This window comes from Nonomuraea sp. NPDC049607 (assembly GCF_040675375.1).
GTDB lineage: Bacteria > Actinomycetota > Actinomycetes > Streptosporangiales > Streptosporangiaceae > Nonomuraea.
On sequence record NZ_JBFAOV010000004.1, the window covers coordinates 25386 to 44748 of the forward strand.

Sequence of the window (19363 nt, forward strand, 5' to 3'; positions counted from 1 at the left end):
AGCCCCGCCGCTGCGGCTACTTCGAGGAGGCGGGGGCGAGTTCGCGGCCGAAGTCGAGGGCGATCTTCCGCATGCCCTCGGCCAGCTCGTCGCGGTCGAGGGCGTCGATGCGCTCGGCCGGCCCCGACACCGACATCGCGGCCACCACCCGGTCGCCGTCCCGGACGGGCACCGCCAGGCAGTGCACGCCCAGCTCCTCCTCGCCCAGGTCCGTCGCGTAGCCGCGCTCCTTGACCCGGTCGAGCTCGGCCAGCATGCCGGCCGCGTCCGTGATCGTGTTCGGGGTGCGCCGCGGCATGCCCGTACGCTCGAACACCGCCATCGCCTCGGCGGCCCTCCGCCCGGCCAGCAGCGCCTTGCCCACGGCCGTGCTGTGCGGCAGCACCCGCCGGCCGACCTCGGCGAACATGCGCAGCCTGCGCGGCGAGGGCACCTGCGCCACGTAGACCACGAAGTCGCCTTCGAGCACGGCCAGGTTCGCGGTCTCGCCGGACAGCTCCACCATCCGCGCCAGGTACGGCTGCGCCCATACGCCCACCATGCTCTCGGCGATGCCGCCCAGGCGGACCAGCCCGCCGCCGAGCGCGTACCGGCGGTCGGACTCCTGGCGCACGTATCCGCGGGCGAGCAGCGTCTGGAGCAGCCGGTGGATGGTCCCGTACGGCAGGCCCGTCGTGGCCGCGATCTCCGACAGCCCGGCCTCGCCGCCGTGCCCGGCCAGCGCCTCCAGCACGTCGAGCGCCCGCTCGACCGACTGCACGCTCACAGCGACACCCCGCGCAGGGACGCGTCCAGCACCTCGGCGGTGTGGGCCACCCTGATCTCCTTCCCGGCCCGGCGCATCGCCGAGGCGATCTGCATCGTGCACCCCGGATTGGCCGAGACCAGCAGCTCGGCCCCGGTCGAGCCGACCGCCTCGGCCTTGCGGTCGCCGAGGTCGCGGGCCGCCTGGGGTTGCAGGATGTTGTACGTCCCCGCCGACCCGCAGCAGATCGCCGACTCGGGGATCTCCCGCAGCTCAAGCCCGGGGATGCCGCGCAGCAGCTCGCGCGGCTGCGCGCGGACGCCTTGCGCGTGGGCCAGGTGACAGGCGTCGTGGTAGGCGACCGTGAGCGGCAGCGGATGCCGCCTGGCCACCGGGCCCAGCTCGGCCAGGAACTCCGACAGGTCCGTCACCCGGAACCCGGGGTCGGCGCCGAACAGCTCGCCGTACTCCTTCATGGTCGAGCCGCAGCCGGCCGCGTTCACCACGACCGTGTCCACCCCCGCCCTCCTGAACGCGCTGATCGTCCGGCGCGCCAGCCGCCGGGCCTGCCCGGTGCGCCCGGCGTGCACGCTGAGCGCCCCGCAGCAGCCCTGCCCGGCCGGGACGAGCACGTCGCAGCCCTCCAGCGCCAGCACCCGCGCGGTGGCCGCGTTCACCTGCGGGAAGAACTCGCCCTGCACGCACCCGGTGAGCATCCCCACCACCGCCCTGCGCCTGCCCCTGGCCCTGACCAGGCGCGGCAGGCGCTGCCGGTGCTCCACGCGCGGCGCGAGCGCGGCCATGGCCCCCAGGCTCGGGTGGACGCGTGTGAGGAACGGCGCCATCCGCCCGGCCAGCCACATCGTCGGCCGCAGCAGCCGCAGCCTGCGCGGGTAGGGGAACAGGCTGAACACGATCTCCCGCACGGCCCGCTCCCGCGGCTCCCGCACGTGCGTGCGCTCGACCTCCGCCCGCGTCTGCTCGATCAGCCGGTCGTAGCGCACGCCCGACGGGCACGCCGTGACGCACGCCATGCAGCCCAGGCAGGCGTCGAAGTGCCCGGCCATCTCCGGCGTGACCGGGGTGCCCTCGACGTGCTGCTTCATCAGGTGGATGCGCCCGCGCGGCGAGTCCATCTCCTCGCCCCACAACGCGTACGTCGGGCACGTCGGCAGGCAGAACCCGCAGTGCACGCAGTCGCCGATCAGCACAGGGTCGATCTTCGCGTCGATCTTCGCGTCGATCTTCGGGTCCAGCTCCGGGTCCATGGTCAGACGCCTCCCGTCAGCCGTCCGGGCGACATCCTGCGTCCCGGATCGAACCGTTCCTTGACCCGCCGCATCAACGGCAGCGCGCTCACCCGCCCCCACCTGTCGATCCCGGCGTACGGCGCGGCCAGCACGTTCACCCGGCCGCCCGCGGCCTCGACCCGCTCCCGCAGCCCGGCCACCAGGCCCGGCAGGACGTCCTCGGCGACGGGGGCCGGCGGCTCCAGCAGCACCCGCCCGGCGACCACCGACCCGCGCAGCGACAGGCCGCACCCGGCCGCCGCCCGCAGCACCACCCCGGCCGCGGCGGGTGGAAAACGCACCTCGACCAGCACTTCGTCCCGTGGGACGCGTCCCCACCAGGACGGCGGCTCGCCGGTCACCGCCCCGGCGCCGGCCAGGTCGCGCAACGCCTCGGCCCGCGCGCCGGCCGCCGTGCCCTCCACCAGCGCGGCCAGCGTCACCGGCCCGCCCGGCTCCGGACGGTCCACCTCGACCGCGCTCGGCTCGGCCTGCGAGGCCGCCAGCGCCGCCGCGATCGCCGGCACGTCGGCCGCGGGCAGCCCGGCGACCACCCAGCTCCGCTCGCCGGGCAGCGGATGCAGCCGGAACGTGGCCTCCGCGATCACCCCGAGGGTGCCGTACGAGCCGGTGAAGAGCTTGCCGAGGTCGTAGCCCGCGACGTTCTTGACCACCTTGCCGCCCGACCGGGCGACCGTGCCGTCGGCCAGCACCACCGTGACGCCGATGAGCAGGTCGCGGGCGGCGCCGTACCGGAAGGCGCGAGGGCCGGGCAGGCCGGCGGCGAGGGTGCCCCCGACGGTCGCCTCGCGGGCGGACGGCACGTCGAGCGCCAGCTCCTGCCCCCGCGCCGCGAGCACCTCCGCCAGCGCCCCCATCCTCACCCCGGCCTGGACGCGCACCACGAGGTCGCCCGCCGCGTGCTCCAGGACCTCGTCCATGCGGCGCAGGTCGAGCAGCACGTCGCACCGCTCCGGCGGCGGCCCCCAGTGCAGCTTCGTGCCGCCGCCCACGGGCACCACCGCCAGATCACGCGCGGCGCAGGCGCGCAGCACGGCGGCGACCTCCTCGACCGTCTCCGGCAGCGCCACCCACCGGGCTCCCCACCGGAGCACCGGGTCATCGGGAGCGGCCGCCCGGACCGTCACGCCGGTGCCCGAGAACGGATCGGCCATCAGAACTGCTCCGCCCTGCCCGACTCGACCAGCGGGTGCGCGCCCTTGCGCACGCCCGGCACCTCGCCGCACAGCCGCGGCGTGGGGAACACCTTGCCCGGGTTGGACAGGCCGCCCGGGTCGAACGCGCACCGGACGAGCTGCATGGTGTCCAGGTCGGCCGCGGTGAACATCTTCGGCATGTAGCGGGCCTTGTCCACCCCGACGCCGTGCTCGCCGGTGATCGAGCCGCCGTGCTCGACGCACAGGTCGAGGATCGCGCCCGAGACCGCCTCGGCCCGCTCGCCCGCGCCCGGCTCGGCGTCGTCGAACAGCACGAGCGGGTGCAGGTTGCCGTCGCCGGCGTGGAAGACGTTGGCCACCCTGATGCCGTGCTCGCGCGAGAGCCGGTCGATGGCCGCCAGCACGCCGGGCAGCGACGTGCGCGGCACGACGCCGTCCTGGACGATGTAGGCCGGGCTGATCCGGCCCACCGCCGCGAAGGCCGACTTGCGGCCCTTCCAGATGGCCGCGCGCTCCTCGGGACCGGCCGCCACGCGCAGCTCGAACGCGCCCGAGCAGATCTCCGCGAGCTGGGCGAACTGCCGCTCGACCGACTCCCGCGGCCCGTCCAGCTCGACGATCAGCACCGCGCCCGCGCCCGCCGGGTAGGAGCAGGCCACCGCCTCCTCGGCGGCCTCGATGGCCAGCGCGTCCATCATCTCGATCGCGGCCGGGACGATGCCCGCCCCGATGATCGCCGACACCGCCCGGCCGCCCTGCTCGATGTCCTCGAACGCGGCCAGCACGGTGGTCACCGCCTCCGGCGTCCGGCTCAGCCGTACGGTGATCTTGGTGGCGATCCCCAGCGTGCCCTCCGACCCGACGAACGCGCCGAGCAGGTCGTAGCCCGGGTCCATGCGGTCGAGGACGACCAGGTCGCCGTCGGGGGTGACGATCTCGCACGCCTCGACGTGGTTGACGGTGAAGCCGTACTTGAGGCAGTGGGCGCCGCCGGAGTTCTCGGCCACGTTGCCGCCGATCGAGCAGACCTGCTGGCTGGAGGGGTCGGGGGCGTAGTAGTAGCCCTGCTCGCGGACCGCCTCGGTGATCGCCAGGTTGGTCACGCCCGGCTCGACCACGGCCCGGCGGTCGGGCAGGTCGATCTCCAGGATCCGCCGCATCCTGGAGGTGACGATGAGCACGCCGTCCTCGCGGGGGAGCGCGCCGCCCGACAGGCCCGTGCCCGACCCCCTGGCCACGAACGGCACCCCGAAGTCATTGCACCTCCGGACGACCCCGGCGACCTGCTCGGCCGTGGCAGGCAGCACGACCACGCCCGGTGTCGCCCGGTGGCTGGTCAGCCCGTCGCACTCGTAGGTGCGCAGGCGTACCGGGTCGGTGATCACCGAGTCGGGAGGCAGCAGCGAGCGCAACGCCGCCGTCAGCGTGTCGAGCACCAGTCACTCTCCAGGTCCGTCACCTCTAGTGTGCGACTGTTTCCACCCTTATGGCCAGTTTTCGGAGGTCGTCCGGGTGGTTTTCGGGGGGCCGCTTATGCACGCCCGCATCTACGGCATTCGGGCGTACGCCGGCAGCGTCAGGAACTCGGCGAAGTCGTCGTCCAGCGCCACCTCCTTGAACAGCGCCGTCGCCTGCCCGAACAGCCGCTCGTCGTAGCCAGGCTCGGCGGAGACCCGGTCCAGCTCCTCGGCGATGATCCGCTCGACCAGTTCCTTGGTCACCCGCTCGCCGGTGTCGGCCAGCGTGATGTCGTTGTGGATCCACTGCCAGATCTGCGAACGCGAGATCTCGGCCGTCGCGGCGTCCTCCATGAGGTTGTGGATCGCGACCGCGCCCAGCCCGCCCATCCAGGCGGCCAGGTAGCGCAGGGCCACGTCGACGTTGTTGCGCAGGCCCGTCTCGGTGATCTGGCCGGGCGTCTCGGAGACCGACAGCAGGTCGGCGGCCGAGACGCTGACGTCCTCGCGCAGCCGGTCGAGCTGGTTGGGCCGGTCCCCCAGGACGCCGTCGAACACCTCGCGGCACACCGGCACGAGGTCGGGGTGGGCCACCCAGGAGCCGTCGAACCCGTCGCCCGACTCGCGCGTCTTGTCCGCCCGCACCTTCTCCAGCGCCACCGCGTTCACCTCGGCGTCGCGCCGCGACGGGATGAACGCCGCCATCCCGCCGATGGCGTGCGCGCCGCGCTTGTGACACGTGCGCACCAGCAGCTCGGTGTAGGCCCGCATGAACGGCGCCGTCATGGTCACCGCGTTCCGCTCGGGCAGCAGGAACTCCCGCCCCCGCGTGCGGAACTTCTTGATCACGCTGAACAGGTAGTCCCAGCGGCCCGCGTTGAGCCCGGACGAGTGGTCGCGCAGCTCGTGGAGGATCTCCTCCATCTCGAACGCCGCCGGGTAGGTCTCGATGAGCACGGTGGCCCTGATGGTGCCGTACGGGATGCCCAGGAGCTCCTGGGCCCGCGTGAACACGTCGTTCCAGAGCCGCGCCTCCAGGTGCGACTCCATCTTCGGCAGGTAGAAGTACGGCCCCTTGCCCTTGTCGAGCTGCCGCCGCGCGCAGTGGAAGAAGTAGAGCCCGAAGTCGAACAGCGACGCCGACACCGGCCGCCCGTCCACCTGGGCGTGCTTCTCGTCCAGGTGCCAGCCGCGCGGGCGCACCACGATCGTGGCCAGCTCGTCGTCGGGCCGCAGCGCGTACGTCTTGCCGCCGGTCTCGAAGTCGATCGCCCGGTCGAGCGCCTCGCGCAGGTTGAGCTGCCCGGACACGCAGTTCTCCCACAGGGGGGAGTTGGCGTCCTCGAAGTCGGCCAGCCACACCTCGGCGCCGGAGTTGAGCGCGTTGATGGTCATCTTCCTGTCGACCGGCCCGGTGATCTCGACGCGGCGGTCCTCCAGGCCGGGGGCCGGCGGCGCGACCTGCCACTCGCCCTCCCTGACCGCCTTCGTCTCCGGCAGGAAGTCCAGCGTCCCGCCGGCCGACAGCTCCGCCTGGCGGGTCCGGCGGGCTTCGAGCAGCTCCAGCCGCCTGGCGCCGAACTCCCGCTGGAGAGCCGCCACGAAGCCGAGCGCTTCCGGCGTGAGGATCTCGTCGAACCGTTCGAGCATCGGGCCGGTGATCTCCATGTCCCCCTCTTTTCCGTAGAGTGGAAAACTGATTCTGTATTGTGGAAGTGAAGCTACTCCGGCCAGGGTTCCCGGGTCAAAGGCTGGGGTATCCCTGGTGCGCCTTCCGGGGCATCCCCGATGCGGAGGGGGTCATGCCCGCGAAAGGATCGGGGGCATGAAGACGATTGCCGTGGCGGGCGGGCTGCTGGCCGCCGCGCTGGTGCTGACGGGTTGCGGGCTTGAGAGCCTCGGGGGTTCCTCGAACCAGGACACCGTGTCCTACGAGGTCAAGGACAAGGTCTCCAAGCTGCAGGTCAAGAGCGACGCCGGGGATGTCGTGATCACCGAGACCGACGGTCCCGCCGTCCGCGTCATCGAGACGCTGCGCTGGCGGAACGACGACAAGCCCAAGCCGCAGCACAAGGTCGAGGCCCAGGCGCTTTTCGTGACGTACGACTGCCCGTCCAACTGGGGGAGCTGCAGTGTCGACTACAAGATCGAGATCCCCAAGGGGATGGCGGTCGACCTCGACAGCGGCTCGGGCGACATCACGTTGCGGGCGCTGAGCGGCCAGCTCACGGCCGACCTCGGCTCCGGCGACCTCGACGGCTCCGGCATGACCGGCAAGAAGGCCTACGTCAAGGCCGGGTCGGGCAACGTCGAGCTCAAGTACGCCGCCGCGCCGGACAGTACGGAACTGGAGTGCGGTTCGGGGGACATCGTCCTGAAGGTGCCCACGGGCGCCTACAAGGTGAAGACCGACGTGGGCTCCGGGGACTCCGCCGTCTCCGTCAAGTCCGACCCGAGCTCTCCCCGTACGATCTCGCTGACCGCCGGTTCCGGCGACGTGGCGCTCTCCGCGGAATGATCCGCGGGATAACCAGATGATGACTCCGGGGATGTCGTGCCACCATCGTGGGAAGACACCGAGGTGTCCAGACGTTCCCTCATAGAGATGACACGAATGCACGAATACACCGCGCTCGACGAGTTCGAGACCGGCGACATGGACCTCGAGGAGCGCCAGGCGCTGCGCCGCGTGGCGGGCCTCTCCACCGAACTCCAGGATGTCTCCGAGGTCGAGTACCGGCAGCTGCGGCTCGAGCGGGTCGTTCTCGTCGGCGTCTGGACCTCCGGCACGGCCGAGGACGCCGAGAACTCCCTCCTCGAGCTCAAGCTCCTGGCCGAGACGGCCGGCTCCGAGGTGCTCGAAGGGCTCATCCAGCGGCGCCAGAAGCCCGACCCGGCCACCTACATCGGCTCGGGCAAGGCCCTGGAGCTGCGCGACGTGGTCGAGTCGACCGGCGCCGACACCGTGATCTGCGACGGCGAGCTGACCCCCGGCCAGCTCCGCCAGCTGGAGGAGACGGTCAAGGTCAAGGTCATCGACCGTACGGCGCTGATCCTCGACATCTTCGCCCAGCACGCCAAGAGCCGCGAGGGCAAGGCCCAGGTCGAGCTGGCGCAGCTGCAGTACCTGCTGCCGCGCCTGCGCGGCTGGGGCGGCAACCTGTCCCGCCAGGTCGGCGGTCGTGCCGCCGGCGGCGTGGGCATCGGCGGCCGCGGCCCCGGTGAGACCAAGATCGAGCTTGACCGGCGCCGCATCCGCGAGCGCATGTCCAAGCTGCGCCGCCAGATCAGCGGCATGTCCACCTCGCGCGAGACCATGCGCCACCGGCGCCAGCGGCGCGAGGTCCCGGCCGTGGCCATCGCGGGTTACACCAACGCGGGCAAGTCCTCGCTGCTCAACCGCATCACCGGTGCGGGCGTGCTGGTCGAGGACGCGTTGTTCGCCACCCTCGACCCGACCGTGCGTCGCGCGCGCACGCCGGAGGGCCGGCTGTTCACGATCGCCGACACCGTCGGCTTCGTGCGCCACCTGCCCCACCAGCTCATCGAGGCGTTCCGGTCCACGCTGGAGGAGGTCGCCGACGCCGACCTGATCCTGCATGTGGTCGACGGCTCGCACCCCGACCCCGAGGGGCAGCTCGCGGCCGTCCGCGAGGTGTTCGCCGACATCGAGGGCGCCTCCGAGGTGCCCGAGGTCGTGGTGATCAACAAGGCCGACGCGGCCGACCAGGAGGTGCTCGACCGCATCGCCAGGCGCGAGCGTGACAGCATCGTGGTCTCCGCCCGTACCGGCAAGGGCGTCCCCGAGCTCATGCGGCTCATCGAGGAGCGGCTGCCGCGCCTCGACCACGAGGTCCACCTGCTGGTGCCGTACGACCGGGGCGACCTGATCTCGCGGGCCCACAAGGAGGGCGAGGTGCTCTCCGTCGAGCACGTCCAGGACGGCACCGTCCTGCACGCCCGCGTGCTGCCGAGCCTGTTCCAGGAACTGGAGCGGGTCGGCAAGCCGGTCGAGCGCGTCTCTTAGCGGGACGGCTGGGCAGCTCTTCGCTCGAAGTAGCGCAGAGCTGCCCAAATAGGGCAGTGGTCCCCGAACCCCGGGGTTGCTAGGATGGCCAGACCTAACATTGGTCTGGTTTTTTGGTTTCGGTTCTGGGTTTCGGATGATGACGTCGAGTGCGGCAGTCGTCAGCGGGGGCCAGGGGGCAAGGCGTGGCCGGGTGACGGATGGGATGAGAGGTCTTTCTTCCGAATAACCCTGTACACCAAGCCCGGCTGTGAAATAACGTAACTGAACTGAAATCGCCGGATCATGTCTCCGGCGATACGGTCACCGCACAACATCACGCGGATGAGAGCAGGAGACCCCCCATGTCGTCCGGACCCGGAGCGGACTCAGTGGGCGCGGCACAGGCCGTGCACTGGGTGCTGCGCCTGCAGGGGGCGGTGGTGCGATGACCGTTCGGCTCTTGACCAACATCGGTCGCCTGTGGACGGGCAACGAGGTCCTCAGCAACGCGGCCATCCTGGTGCACAACGACCGCATCGCCTGGGTCGGGCGGGCGCCCGACCTCCCGCAGAGCGTGCCCGGCGTCGTCGACGACATCGTCGACGTCGACCACGTGGAGAACCTCGGCGGCGCGCTCGTCACGCCCGGTCTCATCGACGCCCACACGCATCCGGTCTACGCCGGCAACCGCTACGCCGAGCTGGCCATCCGCACCGGCGGCTCCAGCGCGGCCTCGATCACCGCGGCGGGCGGCGGCGTCGGCTCCACGGTCACCGTGACCCGCGGCACCGACCCCTGGACGCTGTGCAACGGCGTGCGCGAGCGGCTGCGGAGCTGGCTGCTCAGCGGCACCACCACCGTCGAGGCCAAGACCGGCTACCACCTCACCCGCGACGGCGAGCTGGCCGACGTGCGGCTCCTGCGCGAGCTGGAGAAGGAGCCGATGATGCCGCGGGTGCACGTCACCTTCCTCGCGGCGCACGTCGTCCCTCCGGAGTACTTCGGCCGTCAGCGCGAGTACGTCGAGGCCGTGGGCGCCTGGTGCGCCGACGCGGCGGCGGCCGGCGCCGACAGCGTCGACGTCTACTGCGACGAGGGCCACTTCACCACCGAGGAGTCCCGCTGGGTCCTCGCCTCGGGCCGCAACGTCGGGCTGCTTCCGCGCATCCACGCCGGCCTGTTCAGCCGTCGCGGCGCCGTGCAGCTGGCCGCCGAGCTCGGCTGCGCCTCCGCCGACGGCCTGCACCACATGTCCGACGAGGACATCGCGATCATGTCCCGTTACGGCGTGCCCGCGGTGGTCTGCCCGGCCACGGCGCTCCAGCGCGGTCACGTGCCGCCGGTCCGCCAGATGATCAAGCACGGCGTGCAGATCGCCCTCGGCAGCGACCACAACCCCGGCTTCTGCGGCATCACCTCGATGTCGCTGGTCATCGCGATGGCGGTGTCGGCGTTCGGCATGAGCGTCAACGACGCGCTGCGCGCGGCCACGCTGGGCGGCGCGACCGTCCTCGGGGCGCCCGACCGCGGGGTGCTTGCTCCCGGGCGGCTGGCCGACATCGTCCAGTGGGACGCCGACCACGAGGGCGCCTTCGCCTGGTCCTTCGGGCTCAAGCCGCGCCGGGTGTGGCGGGGCGGCACTCCCGTCCAGTAACACCGCGTTCCGGGTCGGGTGGCTAATCTCGGGATATGCCGCCCTCTGTCGCCGTCGTCACCGATTCCACCGCGTACCTGCCCGCTGTGCCCGGGGTGACGGTGGTGCCCGTACAAGTGGTCGTCGGCGGCATCCCCCGCGACGAGGGCGCCTTCACCGGTGACCTCGCCACCGCCACCACCTCGCGCCCGTCACCCTCGCGCTTCGCGGCCTGCTACGACGCGCTGGCCGCCGCCGGCGCCACGGGCGTGGTGTCGATCCACCTGTCCGGCGAACTGTCGGGCACCGTGGACTCCGCCGTCGCGGCCGCCGAGAGCGCGCCCGTGCCGGTTGAGGTGATCGACAGCCGGTCCATCGCGATGGGTCTCGGCTATCCCGTGCTCGCCGCGGCCCGGTCCGCCGCCGCCGGCGCCTCCCTGACCGCCGTGGCCGACGCCGCCCGCCGCACCGCCACCCGGACCTTCTTCTACGTGGACACGCTGGAGTACCTGCGGCGCAGTGGCCGCATCGGCGCCGCCACGTCGTTGTTCGGGTCGGCCCTCATGATCAAACCGCTGCTGCACATCGTGGACGGGCGCATCTCCCTGCTGGAGAAGGTCCGGACGTCGGGACGGGCGATCGCGCGGCTGGAGGACCTGGTGGTGGAGGCGGCGGCGGACCTGGGAGGGGTGGGGGTGGCCGTGCAGCACATGGGGGCTCGGGGGCGGGCCGAGCTGCTGGGGGAGCGGTTGTCGAAGCGGGTGGCGGGGATCGGCGAGGTGCGGGTGGTGGAGGTGGGGGCGGTGATCGGGGCTCATGTGGGGCCGGGGATGCTGGGGGTGACGGTCACGTCGTACGAGGGGTGACCGGGGTGTGTGCTCGTGGGTGTGTTTGGGCGGTTGCTTGTCCACAACCTCTTCGGTTCTGACGTGCGTCGTCCCCAGAATTCGGTTCGGTAGCTCGGGGCTGGGAGTGGCGCGTCTAGGTTCGTCGGCGTGCGATCTCAGGAACCGACGGCGGAGCGGACCATAGCCGAATCCAGGCTCCGGTCGATCACCACCCCTGCCCGCCGGGCCCGTCCGGGACGACGTGCCAGGCATCCCTATGGGGACGTGCCTCAGCTCAGAGCGGTACCGGCAGCGGCTCCGCCTCGGTCGCGAACTGGGGCGTGGGACGTGCGGCAGGTGGGGGAGCCGGGGGATGAGTCGCAGTCCGGCCTTCAGGGGAGTTCCTCCCGGGGTGATCATCAGGGGGAGTCTCTGCCGGAGCGGTGGGGTGATCATCAGGGGGAGCCTCTGTCGGGGCGGTGGGGTGAGGCTCCGCGTGAGCCGTGGACCGATCTCCCGGCTGCGGAGACTCCGTCCGCAGCCAACTCGGCCGCCCGCGGCCCTTCCTCGCCCGACCCGGCCTCGTTCGGTTCGTCCTCGGCCGGTCCGTCTTCGTTTGGTTCGTCCTTGCTTGGCTCGTCTTTGCCCGGTCGTCGGCTCACCGGGAGTCCTGCCCCCATGCCTCCGACCTTCCAGGCGTTCCGCGATGCCGTCACCTCCGCCCAGTCCTCCGCCGCCCTCGATCTCAGCAAGCCCGGGCTGCGGGTGCTCATGGTCGTAGGGGCTCTGGCCGTGGCGGTCGCCGTCTTCTTCGTCTTGCGGTCCCAGCCCACGCCTGAGCCCCTGCCGCCCGCACCCGTGATGACCTCTCCGACTCCGTCGCCCACCATGAAGGTGACCGTTCAGGTGGCGGGCAAGGTCCGCAGTCCCGGCGTCTACCTGCTCCCTCAGGGCTCCCGGGTGACGGACGCCGTGTCGGCGGCAGGCGGGCTCAGGCACGGCGCCTCCACCGGCGCCCTCAACCTGGCCAGACGCCTGCTCGACGGAGAGCAGATCGTGGTGGGCGCCCCCGCAGCCGCCGCCGCACCTCCCGGTCTCCCCGGATCCGACCCCGCCACGGCCGTCCTCGACCTCAACTCCGCCACCACCGACCAACTCGAAGAACTCCCCGGAGTGGGAGAGGTGCTGGCGGCCAGGATCGCCGAGTTCCGCACCGCCCACGGCGGCTTCACCAGCGTGGACCAGCTCCGCGAGGTGAGCGGCATCGGCGCGAAGAAGTACGAGGAGATCAAGCCGAAGGTCCGCGTCTGACATGGCGCACCTCACCACCATCGACGACGGCGAGCACAGGCGCTCCTGGACCCTCGTCCTCCCGGCGCTGTCGGCTTGGGCCGGTGCCCTGGTCCTGCTCGGCCAACCGCCTGCTGTGGGCATGACGGCAGCCGCCATCCTCGCGCTGGCCGCCTGTGCCCTGGCCTGGTGCACGCGTTCCGCGTCCAACTCCGCCGCCTGGCTGCTGCGCCTGCCGTTCAGCCGTCCACGGTCGCAAGGCTCTTCGTCCGCTCGCTCCGGACGGGGTCCTTGGGGAGGGTGTTCGCCCTGGTGGGCGGCCTGGCGCAACGTCGTGCTGGCCGCACTCGTCTGCGCGGCGGCGGCAGCCGCGTCGGTAGCCTTCCGCGTCCAGGCTCTGACCACCGGGCCGGTGGCCGAGCTGGCCGCCGGGAACGCGACGGTGACCGCCGAGATCGTCCTGTCCGACGATCCGAAGCGAAGGCAACGCGGAAGCGGTCACTTCAACCGGGACAGCTACGTGATCCCGGCCACCATCAAGATCATCGATCTCCCGGCGGGCGCCGGCGGGGGGACGGCGCAGGCATCCCGACCGCCGGGACGCCGGGCCGTCGACGTCCCCATCACCGTCTTCGCCGGCGGCAACGCCTGGAGCACCCTGCTGCCCAGCCAGCGGCTGCAGGTCACCGGCCGCCTGGCCAGGCCCACGCCCGGCGACCTGGTGGCGGCCATCCTCCTGGTACGAGGCGAGCCCCGCATCCTGACGCCGCCCTCGTCCGTGCAGACCATGGCGGGCACCCTCAGAACCGGCCTGCGGACGGCCGCCGACCCCCTCCCGCCCGACCAGCGCGGCCTCCTGCCCGGCCTGGTGGTGGGAGACGTCTCCCGCATCGACCCTCAGGTGGCCGCCGACCTCAAGGAAGCGGGCCTGAGCCATCTGAACGCCGTGAGCGGCGCGAACCTCGCCATCGTCGTCGGCGCCGCCCTGGCGCTCTCCCGCCTGGTCGGCCTCTCCCTGCCGCTCAGAGCCGTCTTCGCGGCCGTCGCGATGCTCGCGTTCACCGTGGTGGCCCGGCCGTCCCCGAGCGTTCTCCGCGCCCTCCTGATGGGCCTGGCCGCCGCCCTCGCCCTGGGCACGGGCCGTGCGAAGGACGGTCTCGCCGCCCTGTCGGCAACCGTCCTCTTGCTGGTCCTGTTCGCCCCGGACCTGGCCCGTTCGTACGGCTTCGCCCTCTCGGTCGCGGCCACCGCCGGCATCCTGCTTCTCGCTCCACGCTGGCGCGACAAGCTTTCAACCCCGCCACTGGCGGACGCCGTCCCTGGTGCATCGCCGGCAAGGGGCCGGACTGCGGAAAAGAAGAGTGGGCGTGACACGACGGAGACGCCCACCACCCCCGATCGTCGATGGGCGAATTCCGGCCAGGGCGGGAATGCGGCAGGCATGCTGAGAGCCGGTCACGGGGTAGGGGAGGCGGCCGAGCGCGGGGTGCATGGGGCTGCGAGGGCGGCCGAGCGCGGCGGGGTGCATGGGGCTGCGACGACTGCGCGCGTGGAGGGCGCCGCCGGCTGTCTCTCGTCGTCGCTCCCGGAAGACGCGTCCGCCGGTCGAGGGCGCGCCGTGTCGAGGCTGTGCCGCCTGCCGAGATGGCTGGCGGAGGCGCTGGCCGTGTCGGCCGCCGCGCAAGCGGCCGTGACGCCCGTCCTGGTGCTGATGTCGGGACAGTTGACGCTGGTCGCGGTGCCCGCCAACCTGCTCGTGGCCCCCGCCGTGGCTCCGGCGACCCTGCTCGGATTCGCCGCCGCCCTGGTGGCCCCGGTCTGGCCGGACGTCGCCGGCATGCTGGTCGTCCCGGCCGGATACGCGGTGGGCTGGATCGTCACCGTGGCTCGCTGGGCGGTGAACGTCCCGCTCGCCACCGTGCCCTGGCCGGGCGGTCTTCCTGGTCTCGGCCTCCTCGCCGTCGCCGTGGCCGTCGCGATCCCGGTTCTCAGACGTCGCCCTTGGCGGACGATGGCGCTGGTGGCGGCAGCGGCCGCCCTGGTGGCCGTACTGGTGATCCGCCCGCTGGCCGGGGCGTGGCCGCCGAAGGGCTGGCTGATGGTGATGTGCGACGTCGGCCAGGGCGACGGGCTGGTGGTGGCGGCCGGACCAGGACGAGGGGTGGTCGTGGACACCGGCCCTGACCCGGTCGTCATGGACCGATGCCTGCGCAGGCTCGGCGTCGAGGAGGTTCCCCTGCTCGTCCTGACCCATCCGCACGCCGACCATGTGGACGGTCTGCCAGGCGTGCTCAGGAACCGACGCGTCGGAGCCGTGATCGTCAGCCCTCGGCCGACGGCGGTGCAGTCCAGCGCGCGGATCTCGGCCGTACTGGCTCGTCACCGGGTTCCCGAAGGGCGGGCGGAACCCGGCACACGATGGAGGTTCGGGCCGTCCGAGCTGACCGTCGTCGCCCCTGACTCGACGTCCGGCGGGGGGAACGGCCAGGGCGAGGGCAGTGTGATCAACAACTCCAGCGTCGTCATCCACGTACGCTGGCGCGCCGGTTCCGCCCTGCTCGCCGGAGACCTGGAAACCGAGGCGCAGGACGATCTGGCACGCCACCTCACCGTGCGCGCCGACATCCTCAAGACCCCGCATCACGGCTCGAACCGCCAGTCCCCGGCCTTCCTGGCCTCGCTGGGCGCGCGAGCCGCCCTGATCAGCGTGGGCGCCGGCAACGACTACGGCCATCCGGCCACATCGACCCTCGCCCTCCTCCACCGACTCGGCACCGCCATCTACCGAACCGACCTATCCGGTGACCTGGCAGTCGTCGAACACGAAGGCAGCCTGGCCGTGGTCCCCCGGGGACCGTGAGTCGTCCGACGCCGAGCGAGCGGGACCTGGGACCATCAGGGCGCGAAGGAGCGGGGACCGGTGCCGGTGGGTTGCCTGAAACGGACGAGGACCTGGCCACCGAGGTTCTTGAGCGGGTCGCGGGGTGGTGGCTCTTCACGCCCGGTGCCGAGCTGGCGAGGGGATCTCCCCGACGGGGGCGTCGCGGCGCTTCCGGAGGGCTTCGATCCGGTGGCGGCCGATGGCGAGCTCCGACCGTTCTCCGCTTTGACGCGACTGGCGAGCTGCGTCCCGGCCGGGTGCCTCTGCACAGACTGTGTGCCAGCGCCATGGATGGCGGGCTGTGCCAGCGTCACCGCGCAGGCCGATCGATTACGTTTCGTAAGTGATCGGGTGACATCTGTGACGCGATATGGCAGCGGCTCGTATCTGCGTTTCTACACCAACCTCAGCGGCTGCACGCTGCTGCGCGGCCTCGACGCCGTCATCCTCAACGAGACCGATGGGTTCATCCGCATCTACTCGCACGCGGACTGCCCAGGCCCATACCTCATCATGATGTCCAACACCGGCATCCGCGTCGGCATCGTGTCGAGCTTCTCCGTCTCTACGCCGTGAGCCACGTACCCCCCTCAGGCCCACTGCCTGGGGCGGTCCGAAGGCTTTCGACCTATTGGGCGGCTTCGCGTAGGTGCAGGCTGTCGGGCACCTTGCCGAACCGGACGGCCGCCTCGCGCGGCTTCTTCATCCGGTCGAGGCAGCGGTGTTTGGCTGTTGGCCGCCGCAGGAACCGCGCTTCTTGCGGTTGGCCCCTGCGGGAGTTGGCGCCTGTCTCGCAACCGGCGATCTAGTGAAGGGTTTGGCTGAAGAAGTCGAGTAGGGCCTTGCGTTCCAGGTGGAGGGCTTGCTGGGGGTCGATGGTGCCGTACTGCTCAGGAGTGGGGTTGGGGTCGAGCCATTCGCCGTCGGAGAAGGTCAGGTGCTGGGCGCCGGCCAGCCGGACGACCCGGCCCGACAGCGGGGGGTGGCTGTCGGCTTGGGCGGAGGTCAGCGACAGTAGGGGCTTGGTGATCGGCCACCGGCTGACGTCGCCGAAGATGGGCTCGGTCCACGGGCCGTCCAGGTTGACGCCGGCGATGATCCGCGGGTCGTCGTGCATCGCCGCGACCGTCTCCACGCCGCCGAAGGAGGCGCCGAACATGCCCACTCGTGCCAGGTCCAGCTGATTCAGCATGAAGCGCACGTCGGCGACCCGGGTGGCGACCTCATGGGCGGTGTCGGGGTCTTTGACCTCGTCGACGATGCGGCCATCGGGAAACTCCACCTCCTCGGCGTAGTGGGTGTGGTCGATGGTGACGACCTGGTAGCCGTGGCTGGCCAGTTCCTCCACCAGGACGGTGTTGCCGGTCCGGGTGTCGTGAGAGCCGTGGGCGTACACGATGACCGGGTGAGCGCCGGGGGCGATCGGGGCGTTCAGGTAGGCGTGGGTGACTGGCAGCTTCACCTCATCGGGGATCGCGTTGATCTGCCGGGTCCGTGCCTCGGCGCCTTTGGCCATGTACGGCGCGAGCGTGCCGCTGGACGCCGAGGTGGGATACCACAGCTGGACCATCAGTTCACGTACCGGTTGCCCCTCCACCCAGTCGTCGCGGCGGGTGGAGTCCACCAGTCGCAGCATCCTGGTGCCGATCTTGTTCGGGCCGGTGGGCGGCGGCAGGGTGAGCTGCGCGCTGGTGATCCCGGGCAGCGGTGTGGGCTTGCCGGATTGGTTGGCGGCGCTGGAAGTGGTGCTGGAAGAGGTGCTGGAGCAGGCCGACATGGTGAGGATCGCCACCGCACTTATGATCAACGTTCTCATGCTTTCGAGGATCAGGAAGTGCTCGGGGGCAGTCATCCTGCCGTGGAATGAGCAGTCCCTGAGATGGCTTCTCGGGGACTCCCCTACGGGAAGCTCGGTTGTCGCCACAGCCGCGCAATCACGGACGCCCGGGGCGCGGCCATGGCGTCGGTGTGAGGGATGTCGGGGGGCGATGACCGTCTGTCCAGGCATTCCGCGGGCGAGGTGGGACAGGCGTTCGTAGTCGCGGACGGTCCGGCGTGCCCGCAGGGATCTTTCGACTATCCGTCGGCATGGGAGGACCGAGGGCGTGTTGTAGAACGCTGTCGCGTTGATCGCGCCACGCCGGGATGATCTCGGTGTGGCGCGTGGGGATCTCACCGATGAACAGTGGGCTGTGTTGAACTTCTGCTACCGGTATCGACGGCGGGGCGGCCAGCAGCCTCACGACGGCGCTGGACTTTCCCGCAGGGCTGTCACAGCGCGGACCTATGCTCGTCGCCATGTCGATATCCGCCACCCCCGCATCCCTGTCCTATGCCGACGCCGACGCCCGTCTGAGCGGCGCGTTGTCCGCCGCGTTCGAGAGTGAAGGAGAGTCGTCCGACTATGACAGCGTGCTGTTCTTCGACGGCGATCTCGCGGTCGACGGGGACTTCCTGGACGCCGTCAATGCCCTGCGAAGCGGGGACGACGAGGACGACGTCGAGCTGATCGTGATCACCGGCAATCTGACGGTCAACGGCCCGATCGCGCTCTATGAGGACCAGCCCGGACTCTACGTCGGCGGTCGCACCGAGGCCGAGACCCTGGAGGCCGGCGACTGCGAGATCTACATCCACGACGGCGCCTTCACGCACCTCGTCTACGGCTATGACAACCACGGCTGGCTACGGACCGGGACCGTCGAGACCCCTTGGGTGATCGACTACGAACACGCCATGAACGTGCACGCCGTCGGCGGGCGCTGGGTGGACAACTTCGGCGACGCCAAGGACGCCGACTACGCCAAGCCGGGCATCGTCGAGGCGTTCGTGCCCGAGGTCGTCGACGCGGAGGACCGCTGTCTGGACGTCGAGGCGTTCCTGGACCGGCTGCGGGCCGGGCTGCCGGTCCTGCGGCCCGGAGCCCGGACGGCGGCCGAGTCGGCCGAAGCCGACGTGTCCCGGTCCCGGGCCGACCGAGTGGAGCACCTCGACCTGACCGATCGCAACCTCAAGGAGTTTCCCGCCGAGGTGCTCCAGATGCCGTGGCTTCGTACCCTGATCCTGGACGGCAACCCGATCGGCGAGCTGCCCGAGGCGCTCGGGACGCTCACCCGGCTGGAGCACCTGTCGGTGCGCAAATGCGAGCTGACCGCCCTGCCGGAATCGATCGGCGACCTGGCCGCGCTCCGGGTGCTGTGCGTCGCCGGCAACCGGGACACGGACCTGGACACAGTCGAGTTCACCTTGCCGGCCGCCATCGGCCGGCTCACCGCTCTGGAGGAACTCGACATCTCCTACCTGTCCGTCTCCGTCGACACGGAGTCGGGGTCGGAGTGGAACCTGCCGGAGGTGACGCGGTTCGTCCTGCCGGACGCCTTCGGCGACCTGGTCGCGCTGCGCAAGCTGGTCGCCGACGGGACCGACGTCGTGTTCCCCGACTCCGCGCACGGGCTGGCCGCCGTCGAGGAGGTGTCCATGACCGGCGGGAGTCATTACTTCCTGCGGACCTTCCCCGAGGCCGTCACCACCTTCCCGAACCTGCGCCGGCTCGACCTGAGCGGCAACTACTTCGACACCGTCCCCGACAGCCTGCTGCGGTTGACCCGCCTCGAAGAGCTCGACCTCGGCGACAGCCTCGGTCTGCTGCGCGACCCGCTGCCCGACCTCGGCCGCCTGCCCGCGCTGCGGGTCCTCGGCTTCGGCGGAGACAGCCGCCGCGCTAGCACGCCCCTGCCGTCGCACGATTTCCTGCGGGAGCTGTTCGCCATGGAGCTGCCCGGACTGGAGGAGCTCCGGATCAGCCGGTGGCAGCGGAACACCAAGCGCCTCAAGCTCAAGCCCGAGCACTTCGCCGGGATCGGGACGTTTCGTCGGCTGCGGGTCGTCGACCTGAGGTTCAATCAGCTCAACGACCTGCCGGCGGATTTCGACACGCTCCCCGATCTGGCGGTGGCCAACTTGACCGGCAACCTGTTCCCAGGGGCGGTCCGCGACCGGATCAGCGCCGCACACCCGACCGCCCAGATCGACTTCGAGTAGGCGATCGAGGTCG

General features: G+C 71.3%; 14 protein-coding genes. 8 read left to right on the top strand and 6 right to left on the bottom strand.

Annotated elements, in window-relative coordinates; translation table 11 throughout:
- Positions 1-16 precede the first annotated feature (16 nt).
- The 5 genes from AB0J97_RS10035 to aceB form a co-directional block, all read right to left on the bottom strand.
- On the bottom strand, positions 17-766 hold the full coding sequence (locus AB0J97_RS10035; RefSeq protein ID WP_364086714.1) for an IclR family transcriptional regulator: 750 nt from the start codon (positions 764-766) through the stop codon (positions 17-19).
- Positions 763-2013 carry a heterodisulfide reductase-related iron-sulfur binding cluster gene (locus AB0J97_RS10040; RefSeq protein ID WP_364086716.1) on the bottom strand — a complete coding sequence of 417 codons (1251 nt, stop codon included), beginning with the start codon at positions 2011-2013 and terminating at the stop codon, positions 763-765. Before AB0J97_RS10040 ends, AB0J97_RS10035 begins: the two co-directional genes overlap by 4 nt.
- Before the next feature lie 2 nt (positions 2014-2015).
- Entirely contained in the window at positions 2016-3209 is a 1194-nt protein-coding gene (locus AB0J97_RS10045) for an FAD-binding oxidoreductase (RefSeq protein WP_364086718.1), read from the bottom strand.
- Positions 3209-4648, bottom strand: a complete 1440-nt coding sequence (locus AB0J97_RS10050; protein WP_364086720.1) for an FAD-linked oxidase C-terminal domain-containing protein — start codon at positions 4646-4648, stop codon at positions 3209-3211. Before AB0J97_RS10050 ends, AB0J97_RS10045 begins: the two co-directional genes overlap by 1 nt.
- Positions 4649-4759: 111 nt before the next feature.
- Positions 4760-6337 (bottom strand): malate synthase A, encoded by a 1578-nt coding sequence (gene aceB, locus AB0J97_RS10055; protein ID WP_364086722.1) that lies wholly within the window; start codon positions 6335-6337, stop codon positions 4760-4762.
- Between the two features lie 157 nt (positions 6338-6494).
- Here aceB and AB0J97_RS10060 point away from each other — a divergent pair, with 157 nt between their 5' ends.
- From AB0J97_RS10060 to AB0J97_RS10090, 7 genes are all read left to right on the top strand, one after another.
- A complete protein-coding gene (locus tag AB0J97_RS10060; RefSeq protein ID WP_364086724.1) occupies positions 6495-7187 on the top strand; it encodes a DUF4097 family beta strand repeat-containing protein in 693 nt (230 codons plus the stop codon).
- A gap of 96 nt (positions 7188-7283) precedes the next feature.
- Complete coding sequence (hflX, locus tag AB0J97_RS10065; protein WP_357694651.1) at positions 7284-8696, top strand: GTPase HflX; 1413 nt, start codon at positions 7284-7286, stop codon at positions 8694-8696.
- A gap of 427 nt (positions 8697-9123) precedes the next feature.
- Positions 9124-10332: an imidazolonepropionase gene (gene hutI / locus AB0J97_RS10070; RefSeq protein WP_357694176.1), complete on the top strand. Its 1209-nt coding sequence runs from the start codon at positions 9124-9126 to the stop codon at positions 10330-10332.
- A gap of 35 nt (positions 10333-10367) precedes the next feature.
- Positions 10368-11177 (top strand): DegV family protein, encoded by an 810-nt coding sequence (locus AB0J97_RS10075; RefSeq protein WP_364086726.1) that lies wholly within the window; start codon positions 10368-10370, stop codon positions 11175-11177.
- 639 nt (positions 11178-11816) lie between these two features.
- On the top strand, positions 11817-12449 hold the full coding sequence (locus tag AB0J97_RS10080; protein ID WP_364086728.1) for a ComEA family DNA-binding protein: 633 nt from the start codon (positions 11817-11819) through the stop codon (positions 12447-12449).
- Position 12450: 1 nt separating this feature from the next.
- Positions 12451-15288, top strand: a complete 2838-nt coding sequence (locus tag AB0J97_RS10085; RefSeq protein WP_364086732.1) for a ComEC/Rec2 family competence protein — start codon at positions 12451-12453, stop codon at positions 15286-15288.
- A 381-nt stretch (positions 15289-15669) separates the two neighbouring features.
- Positions 15670-15885, top strand: a complete 216-nt coding sequence (locus AB0J97_RS10090) for a hypothetical protein (RefSeq protein WP_364086734.1) — start codon at positions 15670-15672, stop codon at positions 15883-15885.
- 229 nt (positions 15886-16114) lie between these two features.
- Here AB0J97_RS10090 and AB0J97_RS10095 read toward each other — a convergent pair whose 3' ends face one another.
- Positions 16115-17125: a hypothetical protein gene (locus tag AB0J97_RS10095; protein WP_364086739.1), complete on the bottom strand. Its 1011-nt coding sequence runs from the start codon at positions 17123-17125 to the stop codon at positions 16115-16117.
- A 482-nt stretch (positions 17126-17607) separates the two neighbouring features.
- Here AB0J97_RS10095 and AB0J97_RS10100 point away from each other — a divergent pair, with 482 nt between their 5' ends.
- Positions 17608-19350 (top strand): leucine-rich repeat domain-containing protein, encoded by a 1743-nt coding sequence (locus AB0J97_RS10100; RefSeq protein WP_364086741.1) that lies wholly within the window; start codon positions 17608-17610, stop codon positions 19348-19350.
- Positions 19351-19363 lie beyond the last annotated feature (13 nt).

Bases quoted from the DNA above. Each gene is read 5' to 3' on its own strand.
- AB0J97_RS10060 (WP_364086724.1), top strand. From the start codon at position 6,495: ATGAAGACGATTGCCGTGGCGGGCGGGCTGCTGGCCGCCGCGCTGGTG.
- aceB (WP_364086722.1), bottom strand. From the start codon at position 6,337: ATGGAGATCACCGGCCCGATGCTCGAACGGTTCGACGAGATCCTCACG.
- AB0J97_RS10100 (WP_364086741.1), top strand. From the start codon at position 17,608: ATGTCGATATCCGCCACCCCCGCATCCCTGTCCTATGCCGACGCCGAC.
- AB0J97_RS10080 (WP_364086728.1), top strand. From the start codon at position 11,817: ATGCCTCCGACCTTCCAGGCGTTCCGCGATGCCGTCACCTCCGCCCAG.
- hutI (WP_357694176.1), top strand. From the start codon at position 9,124: ATGACCGTTCGGCTCTTGACCAACATCGGTCGCCTGTGGACGGGCAAC.
- AB0J97_RS10085 (WP_364086732.1), top strand. From the start codon at position 12,451: ATGGCGCACCTCACCACCATCGACGACGGCGAGCACAGGCGCTCCTGG.
- AB0J97_RS10040 (WP_364086716.1), bottom strand. From the start codon at position 2,013: ATGGACCCGGAGCTGGACCCGAAGATCGACGCGAAGATCGACGCGAAG.
- AB0J97_RS10045 (WP_364086718.1), bottom strand. From the start codon at position 3,209: ATGGCCGATCCGTTCTCGGGCACCGGCGTGACGGTCCGGGCGGCCGCT.
- AB0J97_RS10095 (WP_364086739.1), bottom strand. From the start codon at position 17,125: ATGAGAACGTTGATCATAAGTGCGGTGGCGATCCTCACCATGTCGGCC.
- AB0J97_RS10075 (WP_364086726.1), top strand. From the start codon at position 10,368: ATGCCGCCCTCTGTCGCCGTCGTCACCGATTCCACCGCGTACCTGCCC.
- hflX (WP_357694651.1), top strand. From the start codon at position 7,284: ATGCACGAATACACCGCGCTCGACGAGTTCGAGACCGGCGACATGGAC.